Raw genomic sequence first — 18,385 nt, 5'->3', positions numbered from 1 at the left:
GCTTAATAAGAAAGATCCTGTAACTCAGTACAGGATCTTTAATCAAACGTTTTTAAAAGCTAAATTGTGGTTTCATATCACCTTTATAAGGTTCATGTTCAACGAATATAGTTATATCGTTACCAGCTTGGTCTTTACCAGTTCTTTTATACGTAAATTTATTTTTATTTAGTTCAGTAAGTTCAAGAGCAGCACCGTATTTGTTATTTCCAATTGAAACATGGGCTCTTATTTTATTTTCGTGTACAACATCGAAGTAGCCATAATCACCGCGGCTTTGACCTGTTTCGCTATTGAAAAACTCATATTTATTAGATTTGTCATCAAATTTTGCTAGACTTATAAAATTCGAATTAAACTGTGTTACATCGTTACCAGCTTCGTCTAATACCTTTGTTCCGTGCCAAAGGGTACCGCCTAAAATTTTATCTCCATCAACGTTTTTAACAATATCTCCTGTAGTCGTGTTCAGCTGCTTGTCCGGATCAGTGAAAGAAAGTTCTTTTTCTTTATATGGAACATGTTCAACGAAAACTTCTACATCTTTACCGTTAGCGTCTTTCCCTATTCGTTTATAAGTAAATACATTTTTATTTAGTTTTGTCATGTCAACGACAGCTTGATACTTCATTGATTCTGAAATTAATATTCTCTTTTTCCCATCATTTGTGATAAAGAAAGTTCCTTTATCGCCACGACTTGCACCTGTTTTAGCATCAAAAAATTCATATCTGCCGGACTTCGCATCATATTTTGCAAGACCGATGAAGTTTGCATTCTCTTTTGTTAAGTCATTCTTATCTTTGTCATACACTCGTGTACCTTGCCAATTTGTCTCGCTAAGAATATTAGCCATTTTTTGCCCTTTAGTTAATTTATTTTCCTTTTTTGTTTCTTTAGCAACTTGTTCTTGCTTTTGTTTCCCATGATTTTCTTCAGCTTTAGTACCAGCACACCCTGTTAATGCTAATGTGAATCCGAGCAGTATGGATGATAGTGTTTTTGTTTTTTTGTTCATGTTTTATCGTCTCCTTATTTTATGATTTTAGGTAGTACGGTTAGCGATTATAGTAGCAGTGCGTCATATACGAACTTAGTTGCTACGTTTCTTATGTTAATACTCGACTATAAACTGCCTCTAAATAAAACATTAAAAAAAGATAAACTAATTCCTAAAAAATGTTCATATTTATAAAAAATTGCTAGCTTGCTGTAGTGCCTACGAGTAATCCCAAAAATACATTGTAAAGAAGAAGGAAAGCCACTAACAATAATGTAATTGCTAATAGAGCTAATCGATTGTAGTGCAAAACTTTTGAGGAAAACTGTAAGGAAAATGAAGATTTTATAGAATTCGTTTCGTATAGGAAGGGGATGCCCATGTTTGATTCAACAGATTTTAAGATTATACAATTACTACAAGAAAACGCTAGAATGAACTGGAAGGAAATTGGGGAGATAGTACATTTGACTGGCCAGGCTGTTGGGAAACGAATTAATAAATTAGAAGAGGCAGGTGTCATTCAAAAATATACGATAAATATTGACAGGGCTAAGCTAGAAGGTTCTATTATGACCTTTGTTACACTATTTTTGCATGCACCGCACTATCATAATCAAATTCAAAACTTTTTTGAAAAAATGGACGTAATTACTGAAATGTATCGTATAAGCGGCGATGGGTGCTATGTCATGACTCTTCACACATCTTCGCATCAGCAATTAGAAGAGGCTCTTGCAGATGTTTTACATTATGGTGATTATCGTATAAATACTGTTATTAAGACAATTGAAAAAAAGAAAGGATAAGATACTTATCCTTTCTTTTCTCATATGGAACTGTAATTCTTTATTTGCTTTTGTTTATAAAACAGCTCGCTGACATGATTGTTGCATAAATATCACCAAACTCTAATGCACTCATGAACGATTGATGAGCGTGTACTGCGGGGATTAAATTTCCTTGTAATTCTAAATCTTTTGTTGTACAAGCATCTTCAATTACAATACATTGAAATCCGAAGTCACTGGCAGCGCGTACTGTTGCATCAATACATACATGAGTCATCATACCGCAAATGACTAATTGATCTATTTCTTCTGTCTTTAATGTTTCTAATAAATGTGTTCTAAAAAAACTGTTAGGGTGGTGTTTTTGAATGACTCTTTCGTTAGCAATCGGTTGTACATCATCATAAATTTGAACACCTACTGTATCGGGTAAGAAGAAAGTAGCCCCTTCATTGTTCGCAATATGTTGTACGTGAATAACTGTTTTATGCTTTTCACGAAATACTTTCAAAACTTCTTTCGCTTTGTGTGCGGCTTTTTCAGGTTGATGTAATTCCATATTGCCGCCTGCAAAGTAATCATTTTGTATGTCTACTAATAGTAACGCCTCTTTCATCGTTATTCCCCCATACTTAGTGATTTAGTACGTTATTTGTACTGTGCCGTTATTATATAAATTGTAGCTATGCGTAAGTAATAACGTCGTGAAACGATTTTAACGTATATAGTTTCATTGTGAAAAAGGTGAAAGTTGGTATAGGTACAAATGGATTTTGTGAAATTCACGGCAAAGTTATAGGTAGAGTGGCGTTGTAGGATAAAAACATAACTTTGCTAGAGGAGCGGGTTATGTTTTTTTTATGAGGAAATACGATTTTAAGTTTTTGCTGAGGGTGTTTTTCTGGGGTATGCTGTGAGTGAGTGGAGGGAGGTAGTGTCGGATATTGTCGACCGATCGATATATTGGAAAAATCGTTGATATATTGTGAGTTATGATAGATATATTGGAAAAATCGTTGATATATTGCGATTTGTGATAGATATATTGAAAAAATCGTTGATATATTTGTAAAGGGGTGTTTGAGATGATTGTGAAAGAAAGAAAAATGCCGATTTATATAAGACAGTTAGAAGCGCTTCTTAGAAGGTTACCTGTACATCATCCAAAACGAAATTTAATTGGAGAAAACTTAGCAAAACACATGGCGGGGTATAAAGGGGAGCAAGCAATTGATTATCCACTTAGTTTTATTTCTGAGAAAGAATACAGTGTTTTACATGACGTTCGCTTATCTAATCATGATCAATACTTTCAAATTGATACTATTATCCTTTCCACAAAGTTTCTTCTTTTTCTTGAGATAAAAAATATAGCAGGTACATTAATGTTTGATGCAAAGTTTAATCAACTTATCCGAATAACAGAAGGAAATTCAGAGGGATTTCCAGATCCGGTTTTACAAATAAAAAGGCAAGAAATACAACTAAAGAAATGGTTAAGCTTACATGGATTTTCCTCTAGTCTTCCGATTGAGTCCCTCGTTGTTATTAGCTCGCCTCGTACCATTATAAAATCTTCAGATGACAATCTTCTTCATACAATTATTCATAGTGCAAATTTACCTCATAAAATAAAGTGGTTTGAAAGTAAATATAAGAGAAAGGTTATAGATAATGTAGATAGGCTCATTCATCAAATAATAATGGAGCATTCTCCACTTCAACAAAATATACTTGAGCAATATAAAATAGAAAAAGAGGAGTTGTTAAATGGAGTACAATGTGAGAAATGCTTAGTTATTCCAATGGTTAAAGTGAAGAAGGGGTGGCGTTGTAAAAGTTGTAAAGATTTTTCAAAAGTGGCACATGAGGGTGCTATACGAGATTATGCATTGCTTATTAGTACGACATGTACGAACGGTAATTTGAAAGAGTTTCTCCATGTTTCGTCGGGTATGGTTGTAAACAGAATTCTCCACACACTAAATCTGCCCTTCACTGGCAACAACAAAGGACGAATATATGATTTAACTTCTTTCCAATCGTAATTTTGCTATAATAAATAAGTACTTATACGAAGGGGAGTCTAAAGAGAAAATGAAGTCATTTAATATCGATCATGTTATAGCTAGTGTTTTGCAATGGATATTAAATATAGCCTTAATTATATTATCCATTGTGTTATCAATTTTCTTAGTGAATGAGACAATTACGTTCGTGCAGTATATTTTTTCGGCAAAAGAGTATACGTCTTATAAATTGGTTGAAAGTATCATCGTCTATTTCTTATACTTCGAGTTCATTGCATTAATTATTAAGTATTTTAAATCGAATTATCATTTCCCGTTACGTTATTTTATTTATATCGGAATTACGGCCTTAATTCGATTAATTATTGTGTCTCATGAGGAACCGATGGAGACGTTATTATACGCAGGAGCAATTCTTGTTTTAGTTATTGCTTTATACATATCAAATATGAGAGATTTGAGAAAAGAGTAGTAGTGCAGACATAAGTTTGCACTACTTTTTTACATCTTGACCTTCAAGTTGCTTGAAAGTTTACAATGAAATTAGGGCGTTTGAAATCGAAAAAAATTGAGAAATTAAGTGAAGAGGTTTCTTTTACTTGGAGGTTATAGGAATGAATCAGGAATTGAAGTTACGTCCATTAGAACGAGAAGATTTAAAGTTTGTACACGAACTGAATAATAATGCGCATATTATGTCGTATTGGTTTGAAGAGCCGTATGAGGCATTTGTGGAGCTGCAAGACTTATATGATAAACATATACATGATCAAAGCGAACGCCGATTTATCGTTGAGAAAGACAATGAAATGGTTGGATTAGTTGAGTTAGTAGAAATCGATTATATTCACCGTAGAACAGAATTCCAAATCATTATTGATCCGAATTATCAAGGATATGGTTATGCAGTGGATGCGACGCGTTTAGCGATGGATTACGCTTTTTCCGTACTAAATATGCATAAGATTTATTTAGTTGTGGATAAGGAAAATGAAAAGGCAGTACATGTTTATAAAAAAGTTGGGTTTATGGTAGAAGGTGAGCTTATCGATGAGTTTTTCGTTGATGGTAACTATCATAATGCGATAAGAATGTGTATGTTTCAGAAGCAATATTTTGAAAACAAGTAGTTGAAAGATTCGGAAGTAATGTTGACGCTTCGTAAAACCGTATGCTAAAATCCTTTTTAAGTATTAAGGAAGGTGCATAATATGCTTTATATAAAATTTGTAAAACTCATTAGAAAACTTTGCTCCGCACAAATGTATACGGTGAAGCGTTGTACGGAGCTTAATCAAGGGGTATAAATCCCCTATATTCATCGGCTGAATAACTTTTCTAAAAAAGTATAGTTTATCTATGCTTATTTCGTTATGGTTTTTCAGCTGGTGTATAAAATAGATTAAGGGGCCATAGACAATGCTTTGTCTATGGCCCTTTGTGTATATTATTCCGATGAGTCTTTACTATAAATTGGAGTAGTATAGGAAAAACCACGAAGCAGAGGGCTAGTGTCGAATGACGCTATCTCTCTGCTTTTTTTAATTTCAGGAAAAGAGGAATAAAAATGAGTTTACTTAAAGTGGAAAGTTTATCACATAGTTTTATAGATAAAGTATTATACGAAAATGCTTCTTTTGATTTGCATAAAGGGGAGCATATGGGAATTGTTGGACAGAATGGTGCAGGAAAAAGCACATTAATGAAAATATTGGTGGGGGAAATTATTCCTGATAAGGGAGACATAAAGTGGCAACCTAATATTCAAATTGGACATCTTGATCAATACGCAGAAATTGATGAGGGTTATACCATTTCACAATATTTAAAGAGAGCCTTTTATGATTTGTATGCAATGGAAAAGAGAATGAACAAGTTATATGAAGAAAGTGCGATGACTGGAGATGAAAATCAACTATTGAAAGCGGCAGAAATTCAAGAACTGCTCGAGGCTCGTGATTTTTATTCAGTAGATAGTATTACGAATAAGGTGGCAGCCGGTTTAGGTATTGATGTGATTGGGATGGATCGTGTGATTGGTGAATTAAGCGGAGGGCAGCGTGCAAAGGTAATTTTAGCGAAGCTCTTATTAGAAGAGCCTAATATTTTATTGCTAGATGAACCGACGAATTTTCTCGATAAGGAGCATGTGGAGTGGCTTGCTAATTATTTAATGAATTTTGAAGGAGCGTTTATTGTCGTATCACATGATTTTGATTTTCTGGAAAAGGTAACTTCTTGCATATGTGATGTAGAGTTCGGAACAGTTAAGAAGTATTACGGCAAATACTCAGATTTTGTAAGACAAAAGGAGCATTTGCGAAAAGATTATATTCGCCAATATTATGCACAGCAAAAGAAAATTGAAAAAACGGAAGAGTATATTCGTAGAAATATTGCTGGGGTGAATTCAAAAATAGCGCAAGGTCGTAGAAAACAATTACAGCGTATGGAAAGAATTGCGCCACCAAGTTTTACTCATAAACCGTCTATTCATTTTCAGGAACTTCCCATTTCAGTTCAGACAGTTCTTGAAGTAAATAATCTTGAAGTTGGTTACGACTTCGCTCTCTTACCAAAGTTGAATTTTTCAGTAATGGGTGGGCAAAAACTTGTTATTACAGGTTTCAATGGAGTAGGGAAATCTACTTTATTAAAAACAATCGTTGGAAATATTGCTAGTATTTCTGGAGAGTTTCACTTTTCAGAGCAAATAAAGATTGGATATTATGAGCAAGATTTAAATTGGAGCAATGATTCTTTAACGCCGCTTCAAATTATTTCAGAACAGTTTCCTAAACTGAATATGAAGGAAATACGCCATCATTTAGCTGCGTGTGGAGTGAAGGATACGCACGTTTCGCAAGAAATTCGTACGTTAAGTGGTGGTGAACAATCGAAGGTGAAACTGTGTGGATTATTACTATCACCTTGTAACTTCTTAATTTTAGATGAGCCGACAAATCATTTGGATGCAGAAGCGAAGGAAGCTTTGCAAAAGGCGTTAATTAAGTTTAAGGGCAGTATTATACTCGTATCTCACGAAGCAAGTTTTTATCTTGATTGGGCAGATAGCATCTTTCATATAGAGACGGGATTAGTTAAGGGGGTGTGAAACGTATGAGTGAAAACAATTGGAAAACGAAAATTATATTATTTTTGACCGCTCAAACTATTTCGTTGTTCGGTTCCTCTCTCGTGCAATACGCGATTATATGGTATATCACCCTTACAACATCATCAGGAGTGATGTTGACTATTTCAACTGTTTGCGGTTTTCTACCACAAATTGCGATATCTTTGTTTGCAGGTGTTTGGATTGATCGTTATGACCGTAAAAAGATGATTATGTTATCGGACGGGATTATAGCGATTGCGACGTTAGTTTTAGCAATTTTATTTTTAACAGGATATAAAAGTATTTGGTTACTTTTTATTGTGTTACTCATTCGTTCAGCTGGAACAGGAGTACAAACGCCAGCTGTGAATGCATTAATTCCGCAAATCGTTCCGAAAGAGTATCTTATGAAAGTAAATGGAATAAATAGCAGTATTACATCTTTAATTATGTTTCTTTCTCCAGCAGCAAGTGCTACGATTCTTTCTATTGCCAGCATTGAAACAACATTTTTTATTGATGTTATTACGGCTATGATTGGAATTGGTATTATGTTTATCATTCAGGTGGAAGGACATGTGAATGTAGAGAGTAAGCAAAAATCTAATCTACAAGGAATTAAAGAAGGGTTCTCTTATTTAAAAGAAAATGTATTTATTAAAAGGCTAATCGTTTTATTGATTATCGTCATGATTTTAATAAGTCCAGCTGCTTTTTTAACACCTTTAATGGTAACTCGTTCTTTCGGGGCCGAAATGTGGAGACTTACTGCTAGTGAGATGACCTTTAGTGCGGGAGCGGCAGCTGGTGGCATATTGATTGCAGCGTGGGGTGGTTTCCGTAATCGTATGCATACAACAGCGCTAGCTTGTGCGTTGTATGGACTGCTTATGATTGGACTAGGGATCGCTCCGGTATTTATTATGTATTTAGTCTTTAATTTTTTAATTGGTATAACAATGCCGTGCTTCAATACACCAGTTACTGTGTTATTGCAAGAGAAAGTAGAACCATCAATGCACGGACGGATGTTTAGCCTTGTACAAATTGCGAATTCATGCGCGCTTCCTTTAGGAATGATAATATTTGGTCCGTTGTCGGATATGTTTAGTGTAGAGATTTTGTTAATTTATGCTGGGATATTCGTGCTATTTTGCGCAATGTATATTGTATTAAGCAAGAGGTTTGAAGTGTAAATATTTATAATTTAGAAGGTTTGTGAAGTGATTTAAGATGCTTTGCAAACCTTTTTGTTGGTTGTTTAGTCAATAATTATTTTTTAGATAATATGATGGTAAGAATCTAAGGGGAATTACATAAGTAGAGGAGAATGTGAAATGAAAAATAAATACGTAGTAGCTATTTCTTTCATGATTTTAGCGATTATTTCTTTAACGATACATGCTTCAAACAGTAAAGTAGGAGCGGATGGATTTCTTGAAGAACCTTTCTTTTTCCTAGTACCGATAAGTTATATATTGTTCCTTAGTGGTATTGGTATATTGCTATTTGGATTTATTACTTCAAAGCTGAAAAAGGGCAATAGATAGGGACAAAACACTCACTATGAAATAGAAACATACCATATGGAAGAAAAAGAATAAGTGAGATGAATCATGATGAATCATTATTTTTATAATGGTAGACAAGTAGGAGCTGCTATTACGCTGGCTGGGGCACAAGGGACAATTCATGCTGTGAATCAAGCTATTCAAATGCAGCAACAAGCATATTTTGCACAAATGATGCAAAGTCAGTATATGCCGTATTCACAACTTCCGATGCAAATTGTACATTACGATGTACATCCAGCTGGTTTATTTTCCATTCCATATGGCGGGACATATTTCTTATGAAAGAAAGCGACTCAATAGAGTCGCTTTTTTTATATTCCGCCTAGCTTCATTCCAAGGAAGGCGAAGAGGATACCAATTATGTAAGTAGCACTTAAATATAAAAGGAAGATGTATAGCTTTTTACGATTGAGAAGCTGAACAGATTCTAATTTAAACGTAGAAAATGTAGTGAATGCGCCCATAAATCCAGTACCTAATAATAGTTGCCAGCCTGTAGTAACTCCGTTGCCGATTATATATCCAAGTAAAAATGCTCCTGTTATATTAATAAGGAATGTAGCAATTGGAAATTGTGTTTTATTTCTTTTCTTAAACCAATTGCTAATTGCAAATCGTGTAATCGCACCGAAAAATCCTCCTGTTGCGACTAATAAAGCTTCTATCATGAGTAATCACCTTCTGTAAGAGATTTCTTAATTAAGAAATCTCCAAGTGTATAGCCAAGACCAGACATAATGAGGCCACCAAGTATGCTGCATGATACATATAAGAAGGCTATGCTCCACTCAGAATGATTGATCAATTGCACAGTTTCTACACTAAATGTTGAAAAAGTCGTAAAGGAACCGATGAATCCAGTTCCGATGCCTGTGATAACCTCTGAAGGTAAGATGTTTAGCCGAGCGATATAAGTAGTTAGCCACGCTAAGAAAAAGCAACCGATTAAGTTAATGAGTAATGTTGCCAATGGAAATGAATGATGCCAAAATGTGTTGATATTAAGACCTAAATAATAACGAGAAAGAGCTCCTAATATACCAGCAATGCCAACGATAATATAAATCAATTTTCTCACCTCTTTAAATAGCTTGCTCAAAAAAATAGACTCCTACCAGTATCCATACTGGTAGGAGTCATTAGCTAAGCAGCGTTTATGGCGAACTCCATCGCCTATGATTATTACATATAGTGTACTAAATATACCGTTTAATTTCCAGTGAGGAGGAGGGTGTAACTTTTCTTTTTTTGATGTCTGAAGGCTTTTTAAGTAATTAAAATGGGATCGATTACTTATCAACTAAATATAGTGATATACGGTTTTAATTATGATAAAATGTTTCTTATGTGTGTCGTTTTGTTTTATTTGACTGAAAATAAAGAAAAATAAATTTGCGTGAAAAGGAGTCATTTATTTGAAGAAATTTTTAAAAATCGTATTTACATGTGTTTTAGTAGTAGCGGGCATTGTAGGAGGATTTCTAGCTTATATGACACTTACTAAAGAACAGCCTGCTGATGTTATAAGCTTGAAGGTAGAGAATAATAAGGAGCGCGTATTAGCGACTGGAAATGAGTTTAAAGTTACAACATTTAATATTGGATATGCTGGGTTAGATAAGGATCAAGATTTCTTTATGGATGGTGGAAAGGGATCTGGTTCAAGTAGTAAAGAGCAAACGGAAACTAATTTAAAGAATATGCTTTCGTTTTTACAAAATGAGAATAGTGATTTTGCACTATTACAAGAAGTTGATATAAAGTCACTTCGTTCATTTGATGTAAATGAACATGAATTTTTGAAAAAAGGATTACCTGATTATGTTTCGTCATTTGGCAAGAACTACGATACGAAATGGGTTCCAGTGCCAATAACAAATCCAATGGGATATGCGGAGGCTGGATTAAGTACGTTTTCTAAATACACTGTTCAAGAAGCGAAGAGGTTCCAGCTACCTGGAATGGAGCCTTGGCCAAAGCGTTTGTTTGATTTAGATCGAGCAATTGTGGAATATAAAATTCCTGTTAATAATGGAAAACATGTTAGACTCGTAAATTTACATTTGTCTGCTTATGATGAAGGCGGGAAAATTAGAAAACAGCAAGTAGAGTATTTAAAAGAATATATGAACAAGTATTATGAAAATGGTGATTACGTAATAATGGGTGGAGATTGGAATCAATTGGTTTCGAACGCTCAATTAAGTGATCCGAAGTTCGTGAAAGAGCGTCCTGAGTGGTTAGTAGAGTTACCGAAGGACTTTACAGACGGTGGCTTTAAGTGGGCTGTAGATCCGTCTGTTATGACTGTAAGAGATGATGTAAAGAAATATGTAGAAGGTGAAAATTTCGTCACTATTATTGATGGCTTTATCGTTTCACCGAATGTAGAGATTGTAAATGTACAAGGGAAAGATTTAAAGTTTGAAAATAGCGATCATAACCCAGTAAGTGCGGTATTTAAACTGAAGTAATTGATATGTATAAGTAGAAGGTGGGGCTTCATATGGAGTGGTTAAAGAGGACTTGTTTTTCTAACCTTGAGAAAGAATCACAGAAAAATCATTTATTACTGTTTATAACGATTTGTAGTTTCTTCCTTGGGATAATCGCAATTGGGTATTATGGATATATTTTTACAGAGAGAGCCATAGCATTTTGGATTTGTGGTATTTCTGTCGTTGCATTTGGAACGCTTTTTACTTTTATAAAAAGTATGGAATCAGCGTATAAATATATCATGACATTTATGTTGCTTACAATGTCTTACATTATGGTACAAGCTTTTAATGAAAGCCCGGCTGTATTTCAAATGGTCTATTTTACATTAGCTGTTTCACTTATTTATTTAAGTGAGCGCCTCATTTTAATTATTGGCGGGGTAGCTGTTGTGATTACATTTATCCTTTGTAGCTATTGGCCGGAGCAATTTTTTGCTTATACAGCCTCATCTGAAGCTGCTAATTTCGCAAGTTTGTTAGCGATTGTAACAATCGCTATGTGGGGCGTCACGAAAATCGGTTCTAATCTGCTCCTTCGTTTAAGTGATGAGAAGCAAGAAGTAATGAGAAAAGCTCAGGAGTTAGAAGAGACGCAAAGACTTATTGAAGAAACAGTTGTGAAACTAGATAGTAATTTCAATCATTTAAGACAAAATATGAACACGTCGATGGAATCGATGAGTGAAATTAATTTTGCCTTTGAAGAGGTGGCAGTTGGTACGCAATCACAATCAGAGATGATGTATCGTTCGGTAGAAGTATTCAATGATATGGAGGGAAATATTGAAAAAATCATCTCTCAAGTAAGAACTGCATCGGCTCATGTGGATGAAAGCTTAGAAATTTCAAAAGGTAGTGTACATACTCTAAGAAATTTTGAAACTAACATGAGAAGTTTAAATGATGTTGTTTCACAGTCTGGAATTATATTTAGAGATTTAATGATGCAATCGAAACAAATTAATGAAATTGTAGATGTAATAACGAATATTTCAAGTCAGACGAGTTTGCTAGCTTTAAATGCAAATATTGAAGCTGCGAGGGCAGGCGAGCATGGAAAAGGTTTTGCTATTGTAGCGAGTGAAGTGTTAAAGCTTGCTGAAGAATCAAATCGTTCTGCGGGAAGAATTCAAGGGATTTTGAAGGAGTTTAGTAATCAAGCAAGTAAGGTAGAAGTGCAAGTAGAGAAGTCAGAAAGAGTACAAGAAGAATGTAACGAGATGTTAGCAAGCGTTTTAACAAATGTAACTGATTTAGGGAAGTTTATTGATGCGATTAATGAAGTAATGCGAGAGGTTGTTGTTCAACAAGAAAGTTTCCAAGTTAAAACGACGAATATCGTAAAGGATGTTACGCATGCTTCTAACGTAATTCAGCAAACTTCTACAGCTACAGAAGAAGTGCTAGCGAGTGTGGAAGAAGAAAAACATCGAAATGATACGTCAGTGAAGACGTTACAAACTGTTAGCGAGCAAGTGAAGTTGTTAGAAGATATTTTAGAAAAGTAATATTGCTTAGAAAGAGCACGAGTGATGTGCTCTTTTTTCATTGAAACGAATACTTGATAGGAATTTAATTGCTTTTCTGCGCGTTTTCTGCCAAGCTTAAGGAGATAAAGTGAGACTAGTACATACTGATTATTAGCCCTCACCAATCAAGCTATCCGCAAATAGCGGAATAAAATACTTCAAAGAAAGAATTATATAGGTGACGCATATGATCGAAGTTAAGACTTCTGAACTTAGTGATGGAGAATTTAATAGAGGTGTATTTGCAACTCGTGATATTAAAAAGGGTGAGTTGATACACGCAGCACCAGTTATCTCTTATCCGAATGAACAGCATGAACATATTGAGAAAACGTTACTTGCTGATTACGCATTTGAGTATGGAATCAATCATACGGCAATCCTTTTAGGATATGGTATGTTATTTAATCATTCATATACACCGAATGCAACGTATGACATCGTTTTTGAGAATCATACATTTAACTTCTATGCTTATAAAGATATAAAAGCAGGAGAAGAAATTTTAATCAATTATAATGGTGAAGTTGATAACGATGAGCTGTTATGGTTTGATAAAGAAAAAGAAGAGAACGAAAAGTAATATAAAGAGTATAGAAAGAGCACATTCTGTGGGATGTGCTCTTTTTTATTGATGTAAATAAAGTAAAAAGTACAAAAAAATACCACTTTCTTTTTGTGTGGTATAGTAAGATACTGAGGGATAGTGTTTTGAAAAAGTCATATATTTTACAAATTGTTGTCTTTCTGATGACATGTCAAGTTTAGTAGTCCATTTGGGTTGCTTTATTATGCAATATATATTTTAATATGAGTGGCACCTCTTATAAATTAAGAGGTTTATAGGTGTCTCGAATTGATTTTGGGTACACTGTATCCACCACTTTAGGTTCTTTCATGTACGTGGGGATATTATGGGCCCGTATAACGGGATAAAATGAATATAGAAATAGAGGAATCGTAAAATGAATATGCAAGAGGTTTATAAATATTTAAGTACGGTATTGCCTGAAGGACATGTTAAACAAGATGAAATGTTAAAGAATCATACGCATATTAAGGTTGGCGGAAAAGCAGATGTTTTCGTTGCGCCTACAAATTATGATGAAATTCAAGAAGTTATCAAATATGCGAACGAATATAATATTCCAGTTACGTTTTTAGGAAATGGATCGAATGTCATTATTAAAGATGGTGGAATTCGCGGAATTACAGTAAGTTTAATTCATATTACAGGTGTTACTGTAACAGGAACGACGATTGTAGCACAGTGCGGTGCGGCAATTATTGATGTATCACGTATTGCACTAGAACATAACTTAACGGGTCTTGAGTTTGCTTGTGGTATTCCAGGTTCAGTTGGCGGAGCATTATATATGAATGCTGGTGCATACGGCGGTGAAATTTCGTTTGTATTAACAGAAGCTGTCGTAATGACAGGTGATGGAGAGCTACGTACTTTGACGAAAGAAGCATTTGAATTTGGATATCGTAAGAGTGTATTTGCGAACAACCATTACATTATTCTTGAAGCGAGATTTGAACTTGAAGAAGGTGTACATGAAGAAATTAAAGCCAAAATGGATGATTTAACGTTTAAACGTGAGTCAAAACAGCCTCTAGAATATCCTTCATGTGGTAGCGTATTTAAGCGCCCACCAAATAACTTTGCTGGTAAGTTAATTCAAGACTCAGGACTACAAGGTAAGCGAATTGGTGGAGTAGAAGTTTCTTTAAAACACGCTGGATTTATGGTGAATGTTGATAACGGAACAGCACAAGATTACATCGATTTAATTCACTTCGTACAAAAGACAGTTGAAGAGAAATTTGGCGTGAAGTTGGAGCGAGAAGTAAGGATTATTGGAGAAGATAAAGAATAACGAAATACGTATGAAGATATGAATTATTTTAAAATAACATTTGGGTATTGTTGACAATTTGTTTTCAATTCAATATAATGGCTAATAATTTAACAAATAACATACGTTGAAAGAGCCCAGTAGCAGTTTGTCACTGTTAACGAGAGAGCTAGGGGTTGCTGGAACCTAGCACAAACAAACTTGCGAATTACACTCTGGAGTATCTTAGGTAATGCTAAGCGGACTAGCAATCGATATTATTGCTAAGAGTGGTATGAGTAGCTATGCTATTTATGCAAACTGGGTGGTAACACGGTGAATAATCGTCCCTATGTCTATTGTAGACATAGGGGCTTTTTTGTTTTTAAAAAATAAAGGGGATGACAAAAGATGAATATTATTGATGAATTAGAATGGCGCGGCGCCGTTAATCAGCAGACTGACGAAGAAGGCTTACGTAAGCTAGTAGAAGAGAAAAAGATTTCACTATACTGCGGAGTTGATCCAACTGGTGATAGTATGCATATCGGACATTTGATTCCGTTTATGATGATGAAGAGATTCCAATTAGCTGGCCATCATCCTGTTATTTTAATTGGCGGGGCAACAGGAACAATTGGTGATCCGAGTGGACGACAATCAGAGCGTCAGCTCCAAACGTTAGAAGTGGTTCAGCATAATGTAGATGCGTTAATAGCACAAATGAAAAAGCTATTTGATTTTGGTGGAAATAGCGAAGTGAAGATGGTAAATAACTATGATTGGACACATGAAATAAATATTATTGAGTTTTTACGTGATTACGGGAAAAACTTTAGCATCAATAGCATGTTAGCGAAGGATATTGTAGCAAGCCGTTTAGATACAGGTATTTCTTTCACAGAATTCACGTACCAAATTTTGCAAGCGATGGACTTCCATCATTTATACACGAAAGAGGATGTTCAACTTCAAATTGGTGGTAGTGACCAATGGGGAAATATTACGAGTGGTTTAGATTTAATTCGTAAGTTAGAAGGTCATGAGGCGAAAGTATTCGGATTAACGATTCCGTTATTATTAAAATCGGACGGTACGAAGTTTGGTAAATCAGCGGGTGGTGCGGTTTGGCTTGATCCTGAAAAAACGACACCGTTTGAATTTTACCAGTTCTGGGTAAATACAGATGACCGTGATGTAATTAAATACTTGAAATACTTTACGTTCTTAACGAAAGAGCGTATTGATGAATTAGCAGCGAAGGTAGAAACAGAGCCTCATAAACGTGAAGCGCAAAAAGTGTTAGCGGAAGAAATGACGAAATTTGTTCATGGAGAAGAGGCGTTCCTGCAAGCTGAGAAAATTACAGCAGCGTTATTTAGCGGAGATATTAAATCGTTAACAGCTGATGAAATTGAACAAGGCTTTAAAGAAATGCCAACATTCCAGGCTTCAAAAGAGACGAAAAACATCGTAGAGTGGCTAGTCGATTTAGGGATTGAACCATCTAGACGACAAGCACGCGAGGACATTAATAATGGTGCGATTTCTATGAATGGTGAGAAAGTAACAGATGTGGGTACAGATGTTACTGTAGAAAATTCATTTGATGGAAGATTTATTATTATTCGTAAAGGGAAGAAGAACTACAGCCTTGTGAAATTAGGATAATAAGTAAGGCTGGAAAATATATCGGCGATTTTTCGAATATATCGACCGTAACTCGAATTATATCGGCGATTTTCGAAATATATCAGCGCAAATCCGAATATATCAGCGATTTTCCCAATATATCGATTTACCGACAAAAAGCGACAATAAGAGCTGTTCCGAACGGGACAGCTTTCATTATAAAAAGTCAGTATATTTAGATAAATTTAAAGGGTATATAATTTTTTTGACGAATAAATAAGTTAGAGAAAATTACGGATAAAAAATAGCCCGAACCATGCAGGGCATGATTCGGGCTTATATTCAGATTAGTAAGCTAAGCTGAATAGACCTTTAATGTGTGATAAGTAACGAACGTTACTTGCTTCTTTCATTAATGATGCTGGTAAGCCTTTAAGTGGAGTATTGCTTGCTCCAATTGTAGCAACCGCATCTTTACGTCCTAGACTAGCAAGTGTTCCAGAGTTTACAGGTGCGAACTCTTCTAATGCTTTGCCTTCTAGTGCTGCGTATAAGTTGTATCCAATTAACTCACCCATTTGCCAAGCGATTTGTGCAGTTGGTGGGTATGGACGTCCGTCTGGAGCGAAGACAACAGCGCTGTCTCCAGCAACGAATACGTCTTTGTGAGAAGTAGATTGTAGGTATGCATCAACTGTTGCACGTCCACGGTTAACTTCAAGACCTGATTCACCGATTAATGGGTTACCTTGTACGCCACCTGTCCAAACGAATGTGTTAGCAACAAGTTTTTGACCGTCTTTTAAGTCGATTTCATTGCCAGCAACGTTTGTTACAGGAAGACCAGTTAAGAATGTAACACCGCGTGCTTCTAGGCTAGTAGTTGCACGTTCGATTAAGTGGTCTGGTAATACTGGAAGGATTTTTGGACCTGCTTCAACAAGAAGAAGTTTCACTTCTTTTGGATTTACGCCGTGGCTTTTTGCAAGTTTAGGCATAATGTCAGCAAGCTCACCAACTAGCTCAACGCCAGTTAATCCGCCACCACCGATTACGATTGTAGCATCAGCTTCGTTTTTCGTTTTCGCGTATTCACGAATACGGTCTTCAACGTGTTTGTAGATTTTGTTTGCATCAGCAGCAGATTTTAATACCATGCTGTTTTCTTCTAGTCCTGGAATACCGAAGTAAGCAGTTTTACTTCCTAAAGCAACTACAAGTGCATCGTAAGATAAAGTAGTGCCACCAGCTAGTTTGATTTCTTTGCTATCAACTGAGAATGACTCAACTGTTGCGATTTTAAGATCGATGTCTTTCCCTTTGAAAAGCTTTGTAAGTGGCATTGCAACTGCTTGCTCAGACACGTTACCAGCTGCAAGGCGGTGTAGTTCAGTGATGATTTGGTGTGTTGGGTATTGGTTAATCACTGTAACTTGTGCTTCTGATTTGCTGTAATATTTACGTACGTTTAAAGCGGCAAGAAGACCGCCATAACCAGCGCCTAAGATGACAATTTGTTTTGACATAGTATGATATCCCCCGTCTTTACTAATTGTTGTTATAAGTTAAATTATTTATTGTTACGTTCTGCACTAATTTGAAGATATGCGTTCACAAAGCGGAACATTTTTTGTGCTTGTGGATCTTTTAGTAATTTTAACAGGCCGAATAGGCCGATAACTTCGTTGCTTTCTTCAGCACGATCTTTCGCTTCGATTGCAGTTGCAGCCATGCTTTTCACTGTATCTTTTACAGGTTCTACAAGCTCTGTAATTGCACCAACAGTGTCGCTTTTTAATACTTCATCAGTAGCAACAGTTTGAGCGAAGTCATAAGACTTAGTTAAAATGTTAACAAGCTCAGTTAATTTTGGAAGCTGTTCTACTAGTGTTGTTAATGATTCTTGTACCTCAGGTTTTAACAACTGATCAAGTACATCAAGTTGTCCTTGGCTAGCAGAAATTTGTACAGTTTCTTGTTCTGGCTTTGTTTGAGTCATAGTTTCTGGCATCTCCAATTCTCCTTTACGATAGCAATACTCTTATTTTTTATAAGTAAGATAGTAAACGTTTACGAAACTTTATACAAAGTTTCACAAAACACAATAAAATGCCTTTAAATTTATGACAGCAAGTAAGCTGCAAACATAAATCTAAAACCATAACGTCTTACTTATTATTTATGAACTGTCCGATACATGGCTTGTCCGCATAATGGAAAAGCTCCGTTACCGGAAAGTGTATATAATATATATCCTATATTATATACTATATACACCTATGTTAACATAAAAATGATTCCTAATTATTTGATATTAAGTGTATAACGTAGTGCTGACAAGGTATGAAAGCGTATAAAATATTTTGTTC

19 protein-coding genes, 1 riboswitch and 1 other annotated feature are annotated in these 18,385 nt (G+C 35.2%); of the genes, 13 read left to right on the top strand and 6 right to left on the bottom strand.

The window, feature by feature from the left end:
• Positions 1-52: 52 nt before the first annotated feature.
• Complete coding sequence (locus tag BHV55_RS25410; protein WP_070757728.1) at positions 53-1,018, bottom strand: DUF4822 domain-containing protein; 966 nt, start codon at positions 1,016-1,018, stop codon at positions 53-55.
• A gap of 362 nt (positions 1,019-1,380) precedes the next feature.
• On the opposite strand from BHV55_RS25410, the gene BHV55_RS25405 reads away from it, so the two are divergent.
• Complete coding sequence (locus BHV55_RS25405; protein WP_229180809.1) at positions 1,381-1,809, top strand: Lrp/AsnC family transcriptional regulator; 429 nt, start codon at positions 1,381-1,383, stop codon at positions 1,807-1,809.
• A gap of 40 nt (positions 1,810-1,849) precedes the next feature.
• On the opposite strand, the gene BHV55_RS25400 is transcribed toward BHV55_RS25405, so the two are convergent.
• Complete coding sequence (locus BHV55_RS25400) at positions 1,850-2,407, bottom strand: cysteine hydrolase family protein (protein ID WP_070757730.1); 558 nt, start codon at positions 2,405-2,407, stop codon at positions 1,850-1,852.
• A 469-nt stretch (positions 2,408-2,876) separates the two neighbouring features.
• Here BHV55_RS25400 and BHV55_RS25395 point away from each other — a divergent pair, with 469 nt between their 5' ends.
• The 7 genes from BHV55_RS25395 (at position 2,877) to BHV55_RS25365 (ending at position 8,795) form a co-directional block, all read left to right on the top strand.
• Complete coding sequence (locus BHV55_RS25395) at positions 2,877-3,839, top strand: nuclease-related domain-containing protein (protein WP_070757732.1); 963 nt, start codon at positions 2,877-2,879, stop codon at positions 3,837-3,839.
• A 49-nt stretch (positions 3,840-3,888) separates the two neighbouring features.
• Complete coding sequence (gene psiE / locus BHV55_RS25390; RefSeq protein WP_000834708.1) at positions 3,889-4,293, top strand: phosphate-starvation-inducible protein PsiE; 405 nt, start codon at positions 3,889-3,891, stop codon at positions 4,291-4,293.
• A gap of 142 nt (positions 4,294-4,435) precedes the next feature.
• On the top strand, positions 4,436-4,951 hold the full coding sequence (gene speG / locus BHV55_RS25385; RefSeq protein WP_001071092.1) for a spermidine N1-acetyltransferase: 516 nt from the start codon (positions 4,436-4,438) through the stop codon (positions 4,949-4,951).
• Positions 4,952-5,388: 437 nt separating this feature from the next.
• Positions 5,389-6,936 carry an ABC-F family ATP-binding cassette domain-containing protein gene (locus BHV55_RS25380; protein WP_048568707.1) on the top strand — a complete coding sequence of 516 codons (1,548 nt, stop codon included), beginning with the start codon at positions 5,389-5,391 and terminating at the stop codon, positions 6,934-6,936.
• A gap of 5 nt (positions 6,937-6,941) precedes the next feature.
• A complete protein-coding gene (locus BHV55_RS25375) occupies positions 6,942-8,135 on the top strand; it encodes an MFS transporter (protein ID WP_048568706.1) in 1,194 nt (397 codons plus the stop codon).
• Positions 8,136-8,276: 141 nt separating this feature from the next.
• Entirely contained in the window at positions 8,277-8,489 is a 213-nt protein-coding gene (locus tag BHV55_RS25370; protein ID WP_000792610.1) for a DUF3955 domain-containing protein, read from the top strand.
• Positions 8,490-8,555: 66 nt separating this feature from the next.
• Positions 8,556-8,795 carry a DUF3947 family protein gene (locus BHV55_RS25365; protein WP_000980956.1) on the top strand — a complete coding sequence of 80 codons (240 nt, stop codon included), beginning with the start codon at positions 8,556-8,558 and terminating at the stop codon, positions 8,793-8,795.
• A 29-nt stretch (positions 8,796-8,824) separates the two neighbouring features.
• Here BHV55_RS25365 and crcB (BHV55_RS25360) read toward each other — a convergent pair whose 3' ends face one another.
• Both crcB (BHV55_RS25360) and crcB (BHV55_RS25355) read right to left on the bottom strand, forming a co-directional pair.
• On the bottom strand, positions 8,825-9,181 hold the full coding sequence (gene crcB, locus BHV55_RS25360) for a fluoride efflux transporter CrcB (protein WP_000568581.1): 357 nt from the start codon (positions 9,179-9,181) through the stop codon (positions 8,825-8,827).
• Positions 9,178-9,582: a fluoride efflux transporter CrcB gene (gene crcB / locus BHV55_RS25355; protein WP_000639312.1), complete on the bottom strand. Its 405-nt coding sequence runs from the start codon at positions 9,580-9,582 to the stop codon at positions 9,178-9,180. Before crcB (BHV55_RS25355) ends, crcB (BHV55_RS25360) begins: the two co-directional genes overlap by 4 nt.
• A gap of 54 nt (positions 9,583-9,636) precedes the next feature.
• Positions 9,637-9,696: riboswitch (Fluoride riboswitch) on the bottom strand.
• A gap of 232 nt (positions 9,697-9,928) precedes the next feature.
• Here crcB (BHV55_RS25355) and BHV55_RS25350 point away from each other — a divergent pair.
• The 5 genes from BHV55_RS25350 (at position 9,929) to tyrS (ending at position 16,055) form a co-directional block, all read left to right on the top strand.
• Entirely contained in the window at positions 9,929-10,987 is a 1,059-nt protein-coding gene (locus tag BHV55_RS25350; RefSeq protein ID WP_069605323.1) for an endonuclease/exonuclease/phosphatase family protein, read from the top strand.
• 32 nt (positions 10,988-11,019) lie between these two features.
• Complete coding sequence (locus BHV55_RS25345; RefSeq protein ID WP_070757734.1) at positions 11,020-12,522, top strand: DUF4077 domain-containing protein; 1,503 nt, start codon at positions 11,020-11,022, stop codon at positions 12,520-12,522.
• 208 nt (positions 12,523-12,730) lie between these two features.
• On the top strand, positions 12,731-13,126 hold the full coding sequence (locus tag BHV55_RS25340; RefSeq protein WP_000573649.1) for an SET domain-containing protein: 396 nt from the start codon (positions 12,731-12,733) through the stop codon (positions 13,124-13,126).
• 382 nt (positions 13,127-13,508) lie between these two features.
• The gene (gene murB, locus BHV55_RS25335) at positions 13,509-14,426 is read left to right on the top strand and encodes a UDP-N-acetylmuramate dehydrogenase (protein ID WP_001057107.1); all 918 of its coding nucleotides are present in this window, start codon (positions 13,509-13,511) and stop codon (positions 14,424-14,426) included.
• Between the two features lie 97 nt (positions 14,427-14,523).
• Positions 14,524-14,739: a binding site (T-box leader), on the top strand.
• A gap of 56 nt (positions 14,740-14,795) precedes the next feature.
• Positions 14,796-16,055, top strand: coding sequence for a tyrosine--tRNA ligase (gene tyrS / locus BHV55_RS25330; protein WP_070757736.1), 1,260 nt, complete (start codon positions 14,796-14,798; stop codon positions 16,053-16,055).
• 308 nt (positions 16,056-16,363) lie between these two features.
• Here tyrS and BHV55_RS25325 read toward each other — a convergent pair whose 3' ends face one another.
• Positions 16,364-17,542, bottom strand: a complete 1,179-nt coding sequence (locus BHV55_RS25325; protein WP_000043203.1) for an NAD(P)/FAD-dependent oxidoreductase — start codon at positions 17,540-17,542, stop codon at positions 16,364-16,366.
• A 44-nt stretch (positions 17,543-17,586) separates the two neighbouring features.
• On the bottom strand, positions 17,587-18,027 hold the full coding sequence (locus tag BHV55_RS25320; RefSeq protein ID WP_001115311.1) for a DUF1641 domain-containing protein: 441 nt from the start codon (positions 18,025-18,027) through the stop codon (positions 17,587-17,589).
• Between the last annotated feature and the right edge of the window lie 358 nt (positions 18,028-18,385).

The sequence above is a fragment of the Bacillus sp. RZ2MS9 genome (assembly GCF_001816185.2).
Lineage (GTDB): Bacteria > Bacillota > Bacilli > Bacillales > Bacillaceae_G > Bacillus_A > Bacillus_A cereus.
Note: the sequence above shows the minus strand (reverse complement) of the source record. Positions and strands in the feature narration are given on the sequence as shown.